This is a genomic window from Borrelia maritima, assembly GCF_008931845.1.
GTDB classification, from domain to species: domain Bacteria; phylum Spirochaetota; class Spirochaetia; order Borreliales; family Borreliaceae; genus Borreliella; species Borreliella maritima.
Genome location: NZ_CP044536.1, coordinates 22512 through 39211, shown reverse-complemented (window position 1 = coordinate 39211; position 16700 = coordinate 22512). Strand labels below are relative to the sequence as shown.

Here is a 16700-nt window from a genome sequence, read left to right as displayed (position 1 = left end):
TTACATTTAAATATATTAATATATTCAAAGGAACATCGATTTTCACCCGATGTTCTCCTTTATTAGTAAATCCTGAAAAACTTAAAGTCTGCTGTACACTTAGTACAAAGCAACTCCTTTGCATCGATATATAAAGAGAAGAATGGTGCTGAGATGTTAGAAAAATTAAAACAGCGCCACTGCTTCAGCGCCAAATTAAAGGTAAAACACAAAAAAGCATTAAGTTTTAATTTTTACAAATATAAAGAATAAAAAATTTAAAAAAATAATATAAAATATATGATACCCCCTTAAATCCCCTTAAAAGGGGATTTTTATATTTTAAAACAAAATTAAAATCCAATAAATTGTGGTATAATGTTTCTCAATATTCTTGTTTTATAAGGAGCGTAAGGCTTTGAAAGGCAAGCTTAGAAAATCTCCAAACATCTTGACATTTGCACTGCTGCTAGTTATTAGCTGCAACACAAATATGAACGCAAATGACAAAAACAAAGCCTTAAACGAAGATAAATTAAAAAATATTTCAGAAGTTATTAAGAACAGCTTACAATTTGAATCAGACCTTAGTCTTAAAAAAGAGCATGAAGTAAACAAAAATCAAAATATTGCTCCTATTTTAGAAATTGAAAAAATTGAACCTGAAAAACAAGAGATTGATTTAAAATCTGAAGAAGACAAAGACTTATTACTTCCAGAAGAACTAGAAGAAGCAAATATGATAAAATCAGAAGAAGAAATTGCAAAAATACAAGAGCAATTATTGCTAATTGGAGCTTCTGATGAAATCTCAGAACAAGAATTGGGCACAAATGTACAAAAAAAATCTTTAAATCCAACTACAATAGAATTTAAAATTTCAAGAACCGCCGACGGACAAACAATATTTAATCCAATCGAAAAAGAAAATATTAATAACGACAAAGACGAAATTTTTGATCAAAAAGAAGAAAATAAAGTTTTAGACAAAAATACAAGAAACTACACACAAAATCAATTCGAAAAAAATGACAACTTAATAACAAAAGAATACCTAGAAGAAGTTAGAGAATCTCTAAATAAAGCAATAAATGCAATAAAAAATTTAGAAAAATCTAGAGATCTTGAAAATCTTGAGGTGAAAAATCTACCAAAAGATCAAAAAACTCCCGGAAGCAAAGCAAAAAACTCAACTGAGAACAATCTCAACAATACTAATACCAAGAATATAGAAACAATAAAAAATAAATTACTCGAAGAGCTAAAAAAAAGCGAACTTATTTTTGAAGACACTAAAGATCCCCTTGGAGAAAGAACCATAAAGCAAACAATAGATGCTGCTAAGAAATGGCAAAACAAAGAAAATTCCAGTCAAATAAACTGGGACTTAGGATCAAAGTTTCACCCAAACCAAAAGCTATACAACAAATTGGTAGCTCAAGAGTATAAAGTTTTAGCTGAAAAATTCACCGAAGTAAAAAATGAATACAAAAACACAAAAGAACAACTAGAAGTTGAATCTAAATTAACAACCAACAACATCAGCAAAATAATTGCTGCAACAAAAGAATTTGCAAACCAAGTAATAAATTTGATCTTGTTAGTAGAAAACTCTAATCAATAGATCTTTGGCAAATTTATGCTTAAGCACTTACCAAGCAACAAGCAATTTTGTGTGCTTTAAGCAAAAGGACCTGTTTCCCGGTTGTAGTTGTTGGCAAACCACTACTATTAACATAAGTTAGAGTACCAGAGCTGTGCGTATGATTTTCAAATTTAATTCCATTAATCTTTAAATTGCCTTTAATTTCAATATTATCTACATCAATAATCAATTTATTAGCTTCAAATTTTATATTTTCAATTTGTGTATCAAATTCTTTTACACTTACCTTAAACTGATCAAGCTTAATGCCAATTTTCTTAGGATTAAGAACGCTTAAAATGTAAAAATAATTTTTGTCAAAATGATTATTATCGCTTTCTTGGAAAATATTAAAATTACTTTGAAACAAAACTACTTCATCTTCTTCTGATAAATCAAAATTAAAGTTAGATATATTTCTAGTGCTAATATTTAGGCCTTCGTATTCTTTAATAGTAACAACGCCAGTTTGAGTTTCATAATCAAAACTTTTAACAACGCCTATTCTGCAAATAAAAACATTCTCAAAAAGAAACTGCTTTAAAGCACTAACAGAAGAACCCTTTTAGGCTGCCTTTCTCGACACAAAAATCATTATTTTTCATAATACATCCTTTTTAACCTTAGAATAAAGCTCAAGATTTAAAACACACTCTTTAGTACTGCTTAATCTAGCACTAGTGTTTTTAACCTTGCCCTCAACAATATTCGCATGCCTGTCTTTAAAACTTAGATTGTCTCCAATCCTAATTTTGTGAGTAAACATCACTTGCGCTTGGTACAAACTTAAACTGGAACTCTCAAAACTGCCTGAATCTTGTTGCGGGAAAAACAAAAGCCCATAATCTTCAAGCCTTTTGCACTCACCAGAAACAAATTTACCAAAATTCATAAAAATAAATTTTGAATCAACATCTTGCCCAGAATTGCCAATATCAACAACAACAGAATCAACGTATCCTTGTCGTCTTAGGTGTTATACTAATCCTTTTGGCGAATTGCAAGCAAAGCTTTCCTTGATCTCCTTTGTTTTTTCAAGTTCGTCCATACAAAATATTGCTTTGTCTTTAAACACGTATTTTATTGCATCATAAATAGTGCTGTCTTTGAAATTTTTATACTTAAATTTTCTCTCTAAAAAGGTCGCCCTGGACAAAAGATACAATTCACATTTAAAGCTAAAATTCTCAGCCCCACCAATTTTTTCAACAGGCGCTCCCAAATACCCAGCCATAATAAACTGGTAATCTTGCTGATCTGCAAATTTCTTATAATAAATTTTTACAATATCTGCAGTCTTAAAAAATCAGAAAAATTTAAAGGTACATTAAAAATTTGAAGTTTAGTCTTTTTATCAACTATTAAATTATTCTCAGAATATGTATTTTGAATAAAAATATTTAAATCGGGTACACCATTTTGAGTGACAATAACAACTCTGGGCCTAAGGCCTGCAAGACTACCACCAATGCTGTTCTTAGAATCAACTGCATTGTAAAATTCAATCTTAAAATCGTATTGGAATATTAACATCTTTTTTAAACAAAACTCCCTTTTTTAATTAACAAACTATTTGTTATTCTAATAAATAAACATTAACAGTAAAATTTAATTTTTTACTCTTTATTTGATTTATAAATTACTATCACTGCAACCTCTATCCCTGTGAACAAGATCTTGTGATTTATGTCTAAAATATTTTTTGAACCTACCTTTCGAATAAAAAGTCTTAAATCTCTCTCCAATTCTTCAAAAGATCTCTGCTGATTTAGTTTAAAATTGAAAATTTCAACCTTAATCATTTCATCATTTCTAACAGAATAGGAATGCAAATTAAACACTAAACAAAAAAATAAAATAAAAATTGTAAAAAATTCTCTCACAAATCTTACCAACTTCCCTTAAACTTTAAAATACTTGCTTGCCAAGCTTACTTTTTAACTTTATAGACCACCATTACAGATACGCCATTGAAAGTTAGACTATGTTCAATGTTTAAAATATTCTCAGCTCCTATTTTGTTAATTGCATTTTGTATTAAACTTTCAACAGAAGAGACAGAATGATCTTCACTTAAGTTGCCACCAATTTGCACTTCATTGTATAAAAACTTTACTGCTATTTCTTCATCATCTTTAAGATTGTAAGAATACGCATTTAAACTCAAAATTAAAAAACAAATTAAAATTAATTGCCTCATTAATATCCTCTAAGTAAAAATTATTTTGGCTTGGCAAGCCTTTAAAAAGTAAATCAAAATAATAATAAATAATATTTAAATTAAAAAATTAGTTAAACTTGTGCTTAAAGTTTTTCTTCAAAAGAATCAAAAAACTCATCTTCGCCTTTAATCTCTTGATTAAATTTGTAGTCTTTACTTAAATAATCTAGATCTTCAGTTTCAAGGTAATCTAGATCTTCAGTTTCAAGGTAATCTAGATCTTCAGTTTCAAGGTAATCTAGATCTTCAGTTTCTGGGTAATCTGCATCTTCGCTTTCTAGTTCATCTACATCTTCGCTTTCTGACTCGTATAAAAACTCTCCCTCTGTCCGGTTAAGATTATACTTGTCCAAAATTAGTTTTTTGCTACATTTTTTAACACCTTGTGAGCTTTTTGAATCCTTGGAACTTGAAAACTTTGATCTAACAGGCATTTTAGCTCTATCCCTTGAAGACTTAAAGCTGTTCTGATTAAAATCTATTTTGTTTTTAATATTTTCACTAGATTTTACATTCTTAATCCTAGATTGAAAATAGTTTTCCAGAAAAAGAGCTTTTTTAATGATCCTTTCTGCAATAAGTTTTGTATATTCTGGATTTTCAATCAATTTTTTGTTCTTGTAATTTCTTGCTAAATATTTATACTTTTTAAAGATCTTAAACAGCGGTAATTCTACTTCTTTTTTAAACCTACTCCTAGCAAGTCTATCTTTTATTATTTTCTGTAAACTATTAGAATAAACATTTAACTTATTAAGCTTAGCAAGTACTTCTTGACTTTTAATACTGCCAGCTTTATCTTGAGATTTGGTTAAAACCCCATTGTCAATATCATGCATTAATACATAAGCCAAGTCTATGTCTTTTTTAAAATTCCATTTTTTAAAATCAAATGGTCTTGCCATGCTTGCGTATGTTATCGAAACAATAAATAAAAAAAATATCAAAATAAGCTTAAACTGCCGCATTAATATTCTCCTAATATTTAGATGTTTTTAATTAATATTTTAACCTTTATAAGTCAAAATATTAAATGTTTTGCAAATTTTTAATTGCAAACTAACTTCCACCTCTTCTAAATAAACTGTGTCTTTAAGCTTTAATGAATTAATACTTACTACCTTGTGAAATCCTACTGAGGGGCTGTACATACTGTAGTAAACCCCTAAGTTAAACCTTTGCCTGAATTGCATTTTTATAAAATTGCTATTAAATTCTAAAGCACTGTTCATAAATGGGGTTTCTTTTAGCACTCTTATTAAAGTTTTGTCATAAATAGATGACAAAATACCTTTATTAATTGTTACAATCTCAGGCCTTGGAGTAATGTTAAAGTTTACATATTCACTTTTTGTAGTTGTAAAATCAATTACCGCACGATCCGAGCTTACGCTTAAGAGATTTTCTTCTATTAGGTCATGCTTTACAAAAATAAAAAACAGCTAGGGAATGTACCCAAGTCCTTTAAAATCAAGCCTTGGAAAAAGTAAAACAAAATTAGAAATGCTTGCTAAACTTGAAATTTGATTTACAACATCTTTTATTAACTTAGTAGGTTGCTCTTTAATCACTTAAAACTTCTTTTAATTTGCTAAGGCATTCTAGAATCATTATCAATTCCCCTTGAATTAAACCCACTACCGTTTAGTACATTTCTCATGTGCTCAACCAAAGGCAAGCTTTCAAAAGCTTGCGCTAAAATATTGCCAAGATTTGAAAAAGTATTTCTTAGTGGGTCTAATACATTGTTGGTAAAATCGTAATTTTTAGCCCATTCCAAAAGCTCTAAAATTTTTTCTTAAAGTGGATCTAATCCCGGCTCAGAAGCACTGTTTATTATTTTATTGCTGTTTTAAACTTCAGGCTCACCTTTTAGCTGATTTTTTAAAGAAATTGTTGGCCTTTGAAGACTTGAAACTTTTTCTAAATTATTCTCACCCTTAAGAAAATCACTTACCAGGCTAATTGCTTTTGAATCATTTTTTGCGTAGCCTTCCTTTTTCAATTTCTGTGCAAGCTCTACCATAAAAGAAAAATCATTTAAATTTGAATTTTGTGAACCCTGAAGAACATAAAATTTTCTTAAAAAATTATTTCTCTCAAGCTCTGTTTCAAAAGACCTTTTCCCTTTTAGTAGCTGATTTACACTATCTTTTTGAACATCTTTGCAAATAAAATTTTCAAGACTTAGTTTTGGGATCTTTTGATCTTTTGATCTTTTGAATTTTGAAATTCCTTTAAAGACAATTTAAAATTGTTAAAACTATTTTTTACATTAAAAAAATCAATTAAACCTGATTCTTTAAAAAGATTTCTAAAAGAGCGCAAATCTTCCCAAAGATTCTTAATGTTTCAATTTCCCAAACCTAGTCATTCTTGCAAATCACCTTTAAAGGGGTACTTGTCAAAATCGGAATTTAATTTAAAATCTTTTAATACGCCAATTTTATCATTGCCAGAATTATTAACAAAATTCTACTTAAAAGCATTTTTAATATTTTCAGTTTTAAAATATGAATACTGCTTGCTAGAATTTAAATCTAATTTATTTACTTCTGGTTTGAAAAAAGAGTAAAGATTGTCACTTTGAAGCCTCTCAAGACTTAAAGATAAAAAATCTTTACTACTTTTACACTCAAACCACTAAGACCAATCTGATTGAAAAAATTTTCACTCTTTAGACTTAAAAAATCTTTTTTTAAATTGCTCTTAGTGGCATTTCTGTCAAGCACGCCTTCTAATTTAATTGTAAATTTATCATCATTATTGTTTTCTTCGTACATAAACCCCTTTAAAACATGCCACTAAAGGACAAAAACCGTTCGTAAATTTCCTTGTTAAGCTTTAAATTGGTCACTCGGTTAACCTCTACAAGCTCTTGTAGCTCATTTTTTAACATCTTTGCATGTGGCAAATACCCATTACAACAGGGAAATAATACTTATTAGCTTCTCTTGTCAAATAGTCTACGTATTTTAAACAACTTGTTACAATCTCTTGCCTATTCATTAACACATTCTTGCAAAACAGATTCAAAATCGGTTTCCAGAAAATCTTCTTGATTTAAGCCTAAAGACTTGCTACTTTTAATTAAAAAATCATAAATCCAACGCTCATTAATGTAGTCATATTTAATATAATCGCCGTTTCTATCTTGAAAACTTTCAATGTAAACTAACCCGGGCTGTTTAAAACCCTCTATTGTTTTAAAAAGTGAATACTGGACTGAAAAAGAATTGTGGGAAGAGCATACTTGTAAAGCTCAGAATATCTTCTCTCTCTTTGTTTAAGATCTCGTAAAATTCATCTAAAAACCCTTTTGAGATCATTAATTTGGTTATTTCTTTTAATGTTTGAAGATCATTAAGCTTTCTAATAAGTTCATCTCTTTCAACATCAAATCCCAAAACATTGTCCCATTCGTACATGGGAAATCGGATTGCCCGAAAGACTAACTCCTTCTTTGAAAGCCAAAATGCCGTCATTGCCGGTTTCATTTAAAAGAGAATAAAAATTAATATTAGATTTTCTAAAAGAATCAATAAGAGTATCATCATAAACAGGAGTAGCATTTAAAATCATCCCATAAGGATTAACAGGCTTAACCAAAAAAATCAGCCATTGATTTTTGTAAACCACTTAACTGTTCTTCTGCTATTCTTTTCTTAGAAGAATCAGACTCTTGAGTTTTTTGCATCTCAAGTTTTTTATGCGAATCTTCAAAATTTGTAACACTTAATGCCAAGTATTTACTTGCTAAAACACTGCTTTTGTAGATTAAAACGGATTGTAATAATTAATGTTATTGGCAACTAGTCTGTTTTGCACCAAACTAACGCTTATTGTATCTTTTGGCATTTATCTTCCTTTTTTAAATTTCTTTTTTAAATTTTTATTTTTTTGTTTTTTAAATATTTATTTTTCTTGTTTTAAAACCTGTATATTTGCAAAAAAATCTGATTAAAACTAAAACACATATTGGTGTGCATATTAGAAACTCCAAGTAGCCCATCATTATTTAAATTGCTAATTGAGCAAAGATAATAATTTAAAAGCAAATAAGAACCACTCTCAAGCTCTTTTGTAAACTCAAATCTAAATCTATTCTCATGTAAAAATTCTAAAAAGTGTTCGTACACTTTGCACGCACTCTCATAAGAATCTCTGTAAGCTTTAAGTAAAGAAAAACAAAAAATAAAGCGAAACCCTTAATCTAAACTCGTTAGACTCTTTACAAGAATTCTTGCTCCTTAGATTTCTAGGAGTAAGCCCTTCGAAAGATTCACTTTTTAATACAATTAAATTACTAGTATTTGTAGCAAACTTTTCCAAATACGGGTGGTTGTAAGTGTTTAAGATTTCTATTTCTATTTCTTTAAAATCTAAATATTTTTAAATTTCATAAGTATTTTTATTAAAAACTGTACAGATTCATTTAGTCCTACAATCAGGATTCCCCTTTTCTTTTGCCTTTTAAAAGACTGTATTTTTCAATATTGTTAAGAAAACTTTTAAATTCTTTAACCCTTGCAGGCTTAAAAGATCTTTTTGACTGAAAGCCCATTTGTTTACTAAGTAAATAATTTTTACAAAAAACTCTAAACTGATCCTTTATTTCAAAAAATCCTTTTTGAATAGATTTTCTAAAAGCTGATTTTATTCCTTTGTTTGAAAAAATCTTAGAATAAAACTCTTTGTAAGCATCCTTAGCCAGTTTGAAAGTAATCTCTCTTTCAAGTTCTTCGGATTTGATATTAATACTATTTTCTGCATTAAAAGGAATGTCTTTAAATTTAATTTTTACGCTCAACAAGAACTCCTTAAAACCAGCGTGTTGTAATTTAGACCTTCTTTGTAGATCTTTTGTCCCCTAAGATCGAATAAAAATCATCAAAAGCTTTAATCAAATCTCCATACTCAAATTCAAAATTCTTAAGAGTATACTTTTTTTCAAAAATATTCACACCTTCAACTTCAACTACTTCTTCTGGACTTATTAGTAAAAACATTCCCTTAAAAATAACAGCTTGAGAGCTTTCAAACCTGGTCTCATAAGATGCATTAATTGGATCTTTGATTGTGCTAAATTTACAGAAAAAAAGATCTTGTGAATATGTGTTTATAATATTGATTAAAGATCTATTAATCATCTCTAAAGATTTCATTTAACTACTCCTATTAAAGAGTCTTTTTTTTTTATTTCAACTTTTCTATTAAACTGTCCAAGCATTTGCAAAAATCACCCCCACAACTACTGCTAATGCCAAGATTTGTAGGGAAATATTCTAATGATATCTCTTTAAATTTTTCAGATTTAATGTCATTTAAATTAAAACCTTTTAATCTGTTTCGTTTTTTTTAATTCACAACCAACAAAATAATAAATCAGAACAAACATTGTAGAATCATTTAAACTTTTAATTCTTATTCTCTTAAGAATTAAAATATTCTCAAGTAAATTTAAATATAAAGAAAATTCTTTAATGCTAAGATCTTTAAAATCAAGCATTAAAAGCTCAAGTATTCGCTCATAAACTTCTTTTAAAGCCAAGCTTAGATTCTTGCTCTCTTGAGTTTTTAAATTTGCACTTAAGGCATTATTAGCATCTACTTTGTTTTCATTCATTTTTTAGCTCAATTTTATTCTAAGGATTAAATTTTTTGTTGCCAAAATTGTTCCAATAGAAAAGTCAAGAAAACTTGTTCTAAAATTGCTACTTGAAACTTCTGTGTATAAATTTAATATTGGTTGGTGACCGTCTCGCAAAAGTAGTAGTTTGCTACTTCTAGGATATATTAAAACTTCATCGTCTAATAAATTTGTAGTCTCAAGGCAATATTTGTATCATTGTTAATTGCACTTATAAAATCAAAAAGCATGTCTTTGTATGAATAATTATTATTTGGGAGTCTTTCAAGCAAACGACCTTTGATTTTACTAGTTGTAAGTATTTTAAAAGGCAATGTTCTCTCATCTTCTAAATTAATCTTTCCAAGATCATCATTTATTGATTTTATTCGATCTAATATGTTTGCATGTTTAACTGTTTTGTCTATTTGGTTTGGAAGATTCAAAAATCTGTACATAGTTTCATTGTTAGACTCATCAACAAGAAGAGTTCTTTTATTATCTTTTGAAAGTGTAAGCCCACTCCTTAAATAATGAGCACTCATTAACTTTTATATCTCAATTATTGCTCCTAAGAGCCCTTCTCTCATGTTAATGTTTGTATTTGCCTATACACTAAATTTTCCATCTGGTGTATAGTAAGAGTAAATGCATGCTGAAAAGGCAAATAATTAATTTTTACTATTTGTCTTTGAAACTTTATTGTTGAGACTGTGTTAAAATCATTAACCTTTAATGTAGGAATGTCTGTTAAATTAGAATACCACTTAATAATTCTATCACTTCCAAGAGAAATATTACTGCTCTCTATTTGCTGTGAATCTAAAAAATGATAATATTCTTGAATTGGACATTCTTTAACCAAAACATCCCTTACTGTGTTTACATACTCGTCATTATTTAATACACTCTCATCCATTTTAAATTCTCCTATTTTAAATTGCATCTTTTATTTGCTTGACTAAAAAAAGAACTCTAACACCATAAACATCTCTTCTGTCTTTAAATTCTTCAGCAGGACTTAATGCTAAAGCGTGAATAACCGGTGAATTCTTTAAAGCTTTTTCCAAAAACCCTTAGTTGTTTATTATTAATTTATCTTCTGCTTTAATTGTTTTGTCTTTAGCAATCAAAACACATTCAAAACTACAAGTCATGGGAACAACTGTGCCAGTTCTTGAAAAATCATCAAAGTCAACGCAAACCTCCGTAAAGATCGCTACCTCCGCCTCTTGCTATTTGTAAATGTGGACCATTGACAATAAGTTTGACCCCCATATTTGTAGCAAAAATCTAAAGCCTGATAATTTTCAAACTTATTAGCAGGAGAGCTTTTAAATCCACCTTTTTGAACAAAATAAAGCCCTTCATCTTGAAATTTATGGCTCTCAAACACTGGATAGCTAGTAGCATTAACACTTTGAAGTTTGTCTAAAACAACTTTTTGAGATTGATTTTTCTTTAAACTTTCAAGCTGACTCTCAAGTTCTACTTTTGATGCTTTTAGTTTTTCTATCTCTTTTTGAAAATTAATTGAATCACTCATTAATAAATATCTCCTTTTTAAATTAACTTTTTATTAAAAGCTTAAATTACAAAATTTAAGCTAATACTTTTTTACTACAATAAAATTCATGCTTAATCTCTTCCCATTCATTAAGCATTGCTTTTCTTAAATCATAATGCGTACTAAAAAAACCATTTTCGGCTCTTAAATTATTTTCTTTATTTAATTTTATTCTTTGAAAATTTATTGTTTTGTACGAATTTTCTGCATTCTTATTCTGATAAATGTTAATCTTTGCGACCCTTATTAATATTGCACGGGAACGTAAGTCAATCTCATCAAAGCTGTTAGTTCCAACTATTGCCAAGATTTGAGCTGTTTTTACGTACTTTCTAATAAGCTCTTCAGCTTGACCTTTTACAATCTCTTTAAAAGAAGACCCTTTTGCTAAAAGATTTTCTGTATTATATTCAAAACTTAAATTATCATTTGCAAGCTTATTTATCTCAACAGATTCTCTAAAATCATTGTGAGAAAAATTACCAACTGCATTATTTGCTTTTTTAAGATTTTTATATTCTAAAAACTCCTTAATCAAAGAACTATTTAAAACTTCATTTCTTTCACTGCTAAGCTCTTTTAAATCTTCCTGACTGCTTTTGTCTGAGCTTAAAGCCGTTGCAGCTATTTTTTTCGTAATTACTCATTTTAATTTTAAATAACTAAACTTAATTATTCTTTCAAATTTTCTTTTGCTTTGAGACTTAGATTTTCATTTGCAATTAACTCTAAATATTTAGAATAAACATCAAGAAGTAAATTGTCTTTTTGAAGTCTTTGCTCATAGCTTAAAACTTCAAGCTCATTAAACTTCATATTTAATCTGTAATATCTGCTAAGTTTGAGATTGCAAGCATTGGCAACAGATTCTTGTACGCCTTTTAAATAATCGGAATAATTGCTCTTGTCTCCCTTGCCACTGCTGCCAAGTCCTTTGACCTGTTCGTTAAAACTTCTAGTAAGGGGTTCTTTGGTATCAGCGCCAATTTTTGCTTTAACAAGTTAATGCGTCTTTTAAAAACTCTAAATCATATTTTATTACCTTTAGGCGTGCATTCTCTGATACTGTATAAAAAATTCCATCATTGTTTAGAGCGCTTTTAATCTTGCTAAGCTCTCTGCTAAGCTGATCAGAAACGCTACTTAATGCCTGGAAACTTTTGTCTGGCTATTGAGCTTTAAAAAAGGTAGAAAATATTTTACCCTTACTGTTTACCAAAACATTAATTTCTTCTTTTGCAATCTCTAATGATTCAACAAGTCCTACTAAATGTTCGTCTTTGTAAAACAAAAAATTATAATTTCTTATTCTTTTTTTTATCTCTAAATAAATTTGCTCTAAAAGAGAAATATTAAGAAGCAAACTTTACGTATAAACAGACTCGTGAGATCCTAAAACATAATCATAATTCTCATAAATTATTACTCTGCTTTTATCTATTTTTACAACCTTTGCTTTCTGGCTCTCAACACCTAATTCTTAGGAAACAAAGAAATACTCTATGTAATCAGACTCTCTTTTGTTAATAATTTTTTGAAAATCTAAATATTTAAAACCTGTGGGTAATTCGCTGTTAACCTTTTTACTTAAATCTTCGTCTTCGCCTTTGGGTTTTACTAAAATATAGCCTGCTCCATTAAATCTATAGCTTATCATTGCTTCAAGAAGAGCTTCTTTTAACTCCACCTTTAAGCTTAAAAGAGATTCACTGCATTCTCTCAAGCAAGAAGTTTCAATTAAACTTAAATTAATTCCATTCTTTAGTGCATCTTCTGCTGCACTGTCTATGTAATTCCTAAAAAAATTTGAATACCTGTAAAGATCAACAGGATTAATTTGGGATTTATTGTTTTTTATTTCCATTTTAAATTCATTAATCATCTTTTCAAATATCATTATACATTATTATATCAAAAACAATTTTTTATGCAAATTATTATTATTTAATATCAATTACAAAATGATAATTTTATATAAAATTTTAAATATCAAAATTCATTTAAAATTTTATATAAAATTAATACGTTTGAGAGTATTTATGCTAATATTAACTTAAGAATACTAAGTAAAATTTACAAAATATTCTAATTGTTGTTGCACGCATTGTTAAAAGATAAACATTAATAAAATGACATTAAAAAGAAAATTAATTAATACTTTATCCAATCCCAATAAATATAAAAAGGTAGAGCGCTGTTTCTCTACCTTTTAATATTTAAACGCTTTTAAAAATTTTAAAAACTTCTGAAAATCAAATTAATATAAACTAACTATAAAAAAATAAAATCTGTTTGCATTCTATTCCCTGTTGAGCAATAAAAGATGTAGCTAAAAGAGACGCCTTAATTGCTTTGATTAACGCCTTGTCTGCTTGAAATGTGCATTTAATAACTAAAAGCAACCCGAAAAGAAATTCTCTTTTCTCAAAATTTTTAATGCTACTAATCTCTTGCTCGACTGATTTGATTCCTTCTTCATCTTCATCTAAAAAATTAATCTCTTTTAACCCTACTAATTCAATTTCTTTTACTGTGTGAGAATCAAAATTGACTATTGTCCAATAAAATATTTTTAAAATCTTGTCGACAATGCTAAATGTTATAGGAATATCAAATTCAAAAGGAATTTTGTCAAATTCTAAGAGTAAATGATTATTGAGTTTTTTAGCTAAATTAATCGTAGAAACAAGTCCTAATTTTAATTCTTGGGCCTTTAATTGAGCATCATGCAAATTTTTTGCCTTTAAAATTTGATTTAAGTTAGTCTCTATTATTAAAGAAGACTCAATAACTTGAGTTGATAACTCTTTGGCAAATTCAACATCATTAATATTAAACTTAAAATCTGGAAAATTGCTCTTTAAATTATTATTACCCATACCTAAATATTATCTTGAAAAATGATTTAAAAGTTTTTTTAAAAACAAAAAGACAAGTCCCCAACAGAACCTGTCCTTGTAATAAATATAATATCAAATGTTATTATTTTCACAATTTTTTAAACTTTTCAATTCTTTATTACTATCGCTTTCTGTAAACACTCTTTTAATTACTTTGAAAATCTCTTCATTACATTTTACAGGTTTTTGCACACTCTCATCATCACCCTTTTTGTACTCTTCAGTACCAAATGCATCAGCTACCTTTTGGAAAAATAAACTCAAATACCCGCCAGTGCTATTTTTAATTTTGTGGGTAATGTATTCTTCAAGCCCTAAAGATTGTTGTTCAGTAGGTCTTTGTTTTTTACTTACATCTACTGCTTTAGTTAGAATTTCAGAAACATTGTCAAAAGAATTTAATAACTCTTTTTGTTTGTTAACATCCTTAGAAAGCCAATCAAAAAATTCTCTATAGGATTTCTCGTACTCTGCTTTTAAATCTTCTTCTTTTTTTCCATTAGAATCCATTGCATCTTTTAAAAAGCTTTTTAAAGTCTCTAATTTTTTAGCCTCCTGTTCTGTTAAAGAAATCTCTTTGATAATAGGATCTTTAACTGTATTGCCAACAACAACGATAGAATTACCATCCCCAGAATCAATTTCTGTAAGCGACTTAACACCACCAAATTGTTTACAAGAAAACACTAATAATAGCATTGATAAAATTCTTATCTTTCGCATTAAAACCTCCGCTAAAATAAGTCGTCATTATAGTTCACTTTCTAACATTCCCAATAAATTATAAAAATTTAAAACTACAAATGGGGCTTAAAGGCCTCATTTGTAGTTTTAAAGAAGTTTTCAATGAATTGTTGATTTATAACAATAAACAAGTATATCTCTCTTTGTTTTTTTTCAAATAAAATTTGAACCTTTGTTTGGAGTTTTATAACCTTTAAATATAAACTTAAATTTTAAGTTTATCTAATTTAATTTTTTAATTTAAAAAGATTAAATTAGATAAAAATAAAAATTCTTAATACAAACATTAATTAAATTGCCAAATAAACAAAAATAACAAAACTTTAAGACGTTAAACAAAAGCATAAAATGTTTTTAAAAAATATATTGCAATATAATTTCCTATTAATTCTTGCAATTAAATATAACTAGAGAGGTGAATAAAACATGTTATCGCAAAAATTACTAATTTTAATACTGGGCATTATGGTTGCAATCTCGTGCACAATTTCTAAAGCAAAAGATGACCTTGTCTTTGGGGTTGGAATTGGAGATGAGCCAACATCGCTTGATCCACAATTTTGTAGTGACAGATTGGGTAGTTTAATTATAAATGAACTATTTATTGGACTTTTAAGAGGAGATCCCAAAACTGGTGGATACAGGCCGGGACTTGCAAAAAATTGGGACATTTCCTTTGACAACACTTGCTATACATTCTATTTAAGAGACGATATTTATTGGAGTGATGGCGTTAAAATAACAGCAGAAACTGTTAGAAGCTCATACATAATGGCCTTAGAAAATGAGTTAGACATCCCAAATATTAACCTATTAACATCAAAAATAAAAAATGCAAAAGAATTTCGAACAACAAAAGAAAATGCAGATGAAGTTGGGATAAGGGTAATTAATGAAAAAACTTTAGAAATAACTCTTTCTCACCCAACAACATATTTTCTTGATATGCTTACAAACCCAATATTTATACCCATTCCTACTCACATTGTTAAAAAATTTGGAAATAAATGGACAAGTCCTGAGAACATAGTTACAAGTGGACCTTTTAAACTAAAAAGAAGAATTTTAAACGAAGAAATATCTCTTGAAAAGAATAAAAAGTTTTACGATGCTAAAAGCGTTGCTATTAATGAGATTACATTTGTTACTATAAACGACACACGCAGAATTTACAGCATGTATGAACACAATGAAATAGATGCTATTTTTAACAATATACCATTAAGCCTTATTAATGAACTTATCTTAAGAGAAGACTTTTATTCAGCTGACATTAACCAAATTGGTTTTTTTGCATTAAACACAAGTGTTAAGCCACTTGACAATGTAAAAGTTAGAGAAGCGCTGGCTCTTGCAGTTGACAGAGAAACTCTAGTCTACAGAGTGCTTGATAATAACTTTAAAGCGACAAGAAAAATTAGCCCCAACATTAAAGATTACAATTATGGAAAAAAATTAAAATTATACAACCCACGAAAAGCAGAAAAACTTTTAGCTGAAGCTGGATATCCGGATGGGAAAAAATTTCCAACTCTTACAATAAAATACAATAAAAGCGACCTTGAAAAAGAAGTTGCCAGTTTCATTCAAAGCCACTGGAAAAAAGTCTTAAATATTAATGTAGAAATTGAGCCTGAAACATGGAATACCCATATGTCAAACGTTATAAAAGGACAATATGAGATCTCAATAAGGTCCTGGCAAGGAGATTATTTAGATCCCATGGCATTCTTTAATATATTTGAAACTAAAAACTCGCATTTTTCATCTTACGGATATTCAAATCCTGAACTTGACGAGCTGATTAATAAATCTGATCTTGAAGCGGATGAAAAAAATAGATTAGAACTATTAAAAAAGATCGAAGAAATAATTATTGAAACCGATTACCCAATAATTCCTATATACAATGTTTCGGGGAACTATCTTTTCAAAAATGACAGATGGACGGGGTGGAGCACAAACAATTCAGAAAGATTTGCCCTATCAGAAATAAAGCCTTTAGAAGAATAAAT

Annotated in this window: 22 protein-coding genes and 7 pseudogenes; 2 read left to right on the top strand and 27 right to left on the bottom strand. The window is 28.4% G+C overall.

Annotated features, from left to right (window positions below; all coding sequences use genetic code 11):
- Nucleotides 1–397: 397 nt before the first annotated feature.
- Nucleotides 398–1603 (top strand): hypothetical protein, encoded by a 1206-nt coding sequence (locus DB723_RS04500; RefSeq protein WP_151553019.1) that lies wholly within the window; start codon nucleotides 398–400, stop codon nucleotides 1601–1603.
- 19 nt (nucleotides 1604–1622) lie between these two features.
- Here the strand turns inward: DB723_RS04500 and DB723_RS04495 are convergent, their stop codons facing one another.
- The 27 genes and pseudogenes from DB723_RS04495 to DB723_RS04400 form a co-directional block, all read right to left on the bottom strand.
- Entirely contained in the window at nucleotides 1623–2129 is a 507-nt protein-coding gene (locus DB723_RS04495; RefSeq protein ID WP_267128484.1) for a DUF777 family protein, read from the bottom strand.
- 96 nt (nucleotides 2130–2225) lie between these two features.
- Nucleotides 2226–3157: pseudogene (locus DB723_RS04490) on the bottom strand (DUF693 family protein).
- Between the two features lie 83 nt (nucleotides 3158–3240).
- Nucleotides 3241–3507, bottom strand: a complete 267-nt coding sequence (locus DB723_RS04485) for a hypothetical protein (protein ID WP_188093269.1) — start codon at nucleotides 3505–3507, stop codon at nucleotides 3241–3243.
- A 47-nt stretch (nucleotides 3508–3554) separates the two neighbouring features.
- The gene (locus DB723_RS04480) at nucleotides 3555–3824 is read right to left on the bottom strand and encodes a hypothetical protein (protein WP_151553015.1); all 270 of its coding nucleotides are present in this window, start codon (nucleotides 3822–3824) and stop codon (nucleotides 3555–3557) included.
- Between the two features lie 104 nt (nucleotides 3825–3928).
- A complete protein-coding gene (locus tag DB723_RS04475; RefSeq protein ID WP_151553013.1) occupies nucleotides 3929–4813 on the bottom strand; it encodes a hypothetical protein in 885 nt (294 codons plus the stop codon).
- A 39-nt stretch (nucleotides 4814–4852) separates the two neighbouring features.
- Nucleotides 4853–5416: pseudogene (locus DB723_RS04470) on the bottom strand (DUF792 family protein).
- Between the two features lie 20 nt (nucleotides 5417–5436).
- Entirely contained in the window at nucleotides 5437–5625 is a 189-nt protein-coding gene (locus DB723_RS05480) for a hypothetical protein (protein ID WP_228459411.1), read from the bottom strand.
- Between the two features lie 72 nt (nucleotides 5626–5697).
- Complete coding sequence (locus tag DB723_RS05475) at nucleotides 5698–5850, bottom strand: hypothetical protein (protein WP_228459410.1); 153 nt, start codon at nucleotides 5848–5850, stop codon at nucleotides 5698–5700.
- Between the two features lie 598 nt (nucleotides 5851–6448).
- Complete coding sequence (locus tag DB723_RS05470) at nucleotides 6449–6628, bottom strand: hypothetical protein (protein WP_228459409.1); 180 nt, start codon at nucleotides 6626–6628, stop codon at nucleotides 6449–6451.
- 8 nt (nucleotides 6629–6636) lie between these two features.
- Entirely contained in the window at nucleotides 6637–6744 is a 108-nt protein-coding gene (locus DB723_RS05700; protein ID WP_267128483.1) for a DUF1322 family protein, read from the bottom strand.
- A complete protein-coding gene (locus DB723_RS05695) occupies nucleotides 6738–6854 on the bottom strand; it encodes a DUF1322 family protein (RefSeq protein ID WP_267128473.1) in 117 nt (38 codons plus the stop codon). Before DB723_RS05695 ends, DB723_RS05700 begins: the two co-directional genes overlap by 7 nt.
- The gene (locus tag DB723_RS05690; RefSeq protein ID WP_267128481.1) at nucleotides 6847–7047 is read right to left on the bottom strand and encodes a DUF1473 family protein; all 201 of its coding nucleotides are present in this window, start codon (nucleotides 7045–7047) and stop codon (nucleotides 6847–6849) included. Before DB723_RS05690 ends, DB723_RS05695 begins: the two co-directional genes overlap by 8 nt.
- Nucleotides 7048–7051: 4 nt before the next feature.
- Nucleotides 7052–7252: a DUF1473 family protein gene (locus DB723_RS05685; protein ID WP_267128471.1), complete on the bottom strand. Its 201-nt coding sequence runs from the start codon at nucleotides 7250–7252 to the stop codon at nucleotides 7052–7054.
- A 25-nt stretch (nucleotides 7253–7277) separates the two neighbouring features.
- Nucleotides 7278–7478 (bottom strand): annotated as a pseudogene (locus DB723_RS05465) (DUF787 family protein); the annotation flags it as partial.
- A pseudogene (locus DB723_RS05460) lies at nucleotides 7447–7703 on the bottom strand (DUF787 family protein). The pseudogenes DB723_RS05460 and DB723_RS05465, both read right to left, overlap by 32 nt.
- A 71-nt stretch (nucleotides 7704–7774) precedes the next feature.
- Nucleotides 7775–8177, bottom strand: a pseudogene (locus DB723_RS04445) (DUF764 family protein).
- A gap of 115 nt (nucleotides 8178–8292) precedes the next feature.
- Complete coding sequence (locus DB723_RS04440) at nucleotides 8293–8655, bottom strand: hypothetical protein (protein WP_151553011.1); 363 nt, start codon at nucleotides 8653–8655, stop codon at nucleotides 8293–8295.
- Nucleotides 8656–8686: 31 nt separating this feature from the next.
- Nucleotides 8687–9010: a hypothetical protein gene (locus DB723_RS04435; RefSeq protein WP_228459408.1), complete on the bottom strand. Its 324-nt coding sequence runs from the start codon at nucleotides 9008–9010 to the stop codon at nucleotides 8687–8689.
- 164 nt (nucleotides 9011–9174) lie between these two features.
- Complete coding sequence (locus DB723_RS05455; protein WP_228459407.1) at nucleotides 9175–9471, bottom strand: DUF3890 domain-containing protein; 297 nt, start codon at nucleotides 9469–9471, stop codon at nucleotides 9175–9177.
- Nucleotides 9472–9656: 185 nt separating this feature from the next.
- Entirely contained in the window at nucleotides 9657–10019 is a 363-nt protein-coding gene (locus DB723_RS05450) for a hypothetical protein (protein ID WP_228459406.1), read from the bottom strand.
- A 41-nt stretch (nucleotides 10020–10060) separates the two neighbouring features.
- Entirely contained in the window at nucleotides 10061–10393 is a 333-nt protein-coding gene (locus DB723_RS05445) for a hypothetical protein (protein ID WP_228459405.1), read from the bottom strand.
- A gap of 16 nt (nucleotides 10394–10409) precedes the next feature.
- Nucleotides 10410–10631, bottom strand: a pseudogene (locus DB723_RS05680) (DUF228 domain-containing protein).
- A 62-nt stretch (nucleotides 10632–10693) separates the two neighbouring features.
- A complete protein-coding gene (locus tag DB723_RS05675; protein ID WP_267128469.1) occupies nucleotides 10694–11020 on the bottom strand; it encodes a DUF228 domain-containing protein in 327 nt (108 codons plus the stop codon).
- Nucleotides 11021–11075: 55 nt separating this feature from the next.
- Nucleotides 11076–11669 carry a DUF1357 family protein gene (locus DB723_RS04415; protein WP_151553009.1) on the bottom strand — a complete coding sequence of 198 codons (594 nt, stop codon included), beginning with the start codon at nucleotides 11667–11669 and terminating at the stop codon, nucleotides 11076–11078.
- 44 nt (nucleotides 11670–11713) lie between these two features.
- A pseudogene (locus DB723_RS04410) lies at nucleotides 11714–12923 on the bottom strand (anti-CBASS protein Acb1 family protein).
- Nucleotides 12924–13308: 385 nt separating this feature from the next.
- Nucleotides 13309–13920, bottom strand: a complete 612-nt coding sequence (locus DB723_RS04405; RefSeq protein ID WP_151553007.1) for a hypothetical protein — start codon at nucleotides 13918–13920, stop codon at nucleotides 13309–13311.
- Between the two features lie 93 nt (nucleotides 13921–14013).
- A complete protein-coding gene (locus DB723_RS04400; protein ID WP_151553005.1) occupies nucleotides 14014–14664 on the bottom strand; it encodes an Mlp family lipoprotein in 651 nt (216 codons plus the stop codon).
- A gap of 447 nt (nucleotides 14665–15111) precedes the next feature.
- On the opposite strand from DB723_RS04400, the gene DB723_RS04395 reads away from it, so the two are divergent.
- Nucleotides 15112–16698: a peptide ABC transporter substrate-binding protein gene (locus DB723_RS04395; protein ID WP_151553003.1), complete on the top strand. Its 1587-nt coding sequence runs from the start codon at nucleotides 15112–15114 to the stop codon at nucleotides 16696–16698.
- The last annotated feature ends 2 nt before the right edge of the window (nucleotides 16699–16700 follow it).

Excerpts from the sequence above, each read along its gene's own strand:
- DB723_RS04480 (WP_151553015.1), bottom strand. The coding sequence starts at position 3,824 with ATGAGGCAATTAATTTTAATTTGTTTTTTAATTTTGAGTTTAAATGCG.
- DB723_RS04475 (WP_151553013.1), bottom strand. The coding sequence starts at position 4,813 with ATGCGGCAGTTTAAGCTTATTTTGATATTTTTTTTATTTATTGTTTCG.
- DB723_RS05470 (WP_228459409.1), bottom strand. The coding sequence starts at position 6,628 with ATGTACGAAGAAAACAATAATGATGATAAATTTACAATTAAATTAGAA.
- DB723_RS05700 (WP_267128483.1), bottom strand. The coding sequence starts at position 6,744 with ATGTTAAAAAATGAGCTACAAGAGCTTGTAGAGGTTAACCGAGTGACC.
- DB723_RS05695 (WP_267128473.1), bottom strand. The coding sequence starts at position 6,854 with ATGAATAGGCAAGAGATTGTAACAAGTTGTTTAAAATACGTAGACTAT.
- DB723_RS04435 (WP_228459408.1), bottom strand. The coding sequence starts at position 9,010 with ATGAAATCTTTAGAGATGATTAATAGATCTTTAATCAATATTATAAAC.
- DB723_RS05455 (WP_228459407.1), bottom strand. The coding sequence starts at position 9,471 with ATGAATGAAAACAAAGTAGATGCTAATAATGCCTTAAGTGCAAATTTA.
- DB723_RS05450 (WP_228459406.1), bottom strand. The coding sequence starts at position 10,019 with ATGAGTGCTCATTATTTAAGGAGTGGGCTTACACTTTCAAAAGATAAT.
- DB723_RS05445 (WP_228459405.1), bottom strand. The coding sequence starts at position 10,393 with ATGGATGAGAGTGTATTAAATAATGACGAGTATGTAAACACAGTAAGG.
- DB723_RS05675 (WP_267128469.1), bottom strand. The coding sequence starts at position 11,020 with ATGAGTGATTCAATTAATTTTCAAAAAGAGATAGAAAAACTAAAAGCA.
- DB723_RS04405 (WP_151553007.1), bottom strand. The coding sequence starts at position 13,920 with ATGGGTAATAATAATTTAAAGAGCAATTTTCCAGATTTTAAGTTTAAT.
- DB723_RS04400 (WP_151553005.1), bottom strand. The coding sequence starts at position 14,664 with ATGCGAAAGATAAGAATTTTATCAATGCTATTATTAGTGTTTTCTTGT.
- DB723_RS04395 (WP_151553003.1), top strand. The coding sequence starts at position 15,112 with ATGTTATCGCAAAAATTACTAATTTTAATACTGGGCATTATGGTTGCA.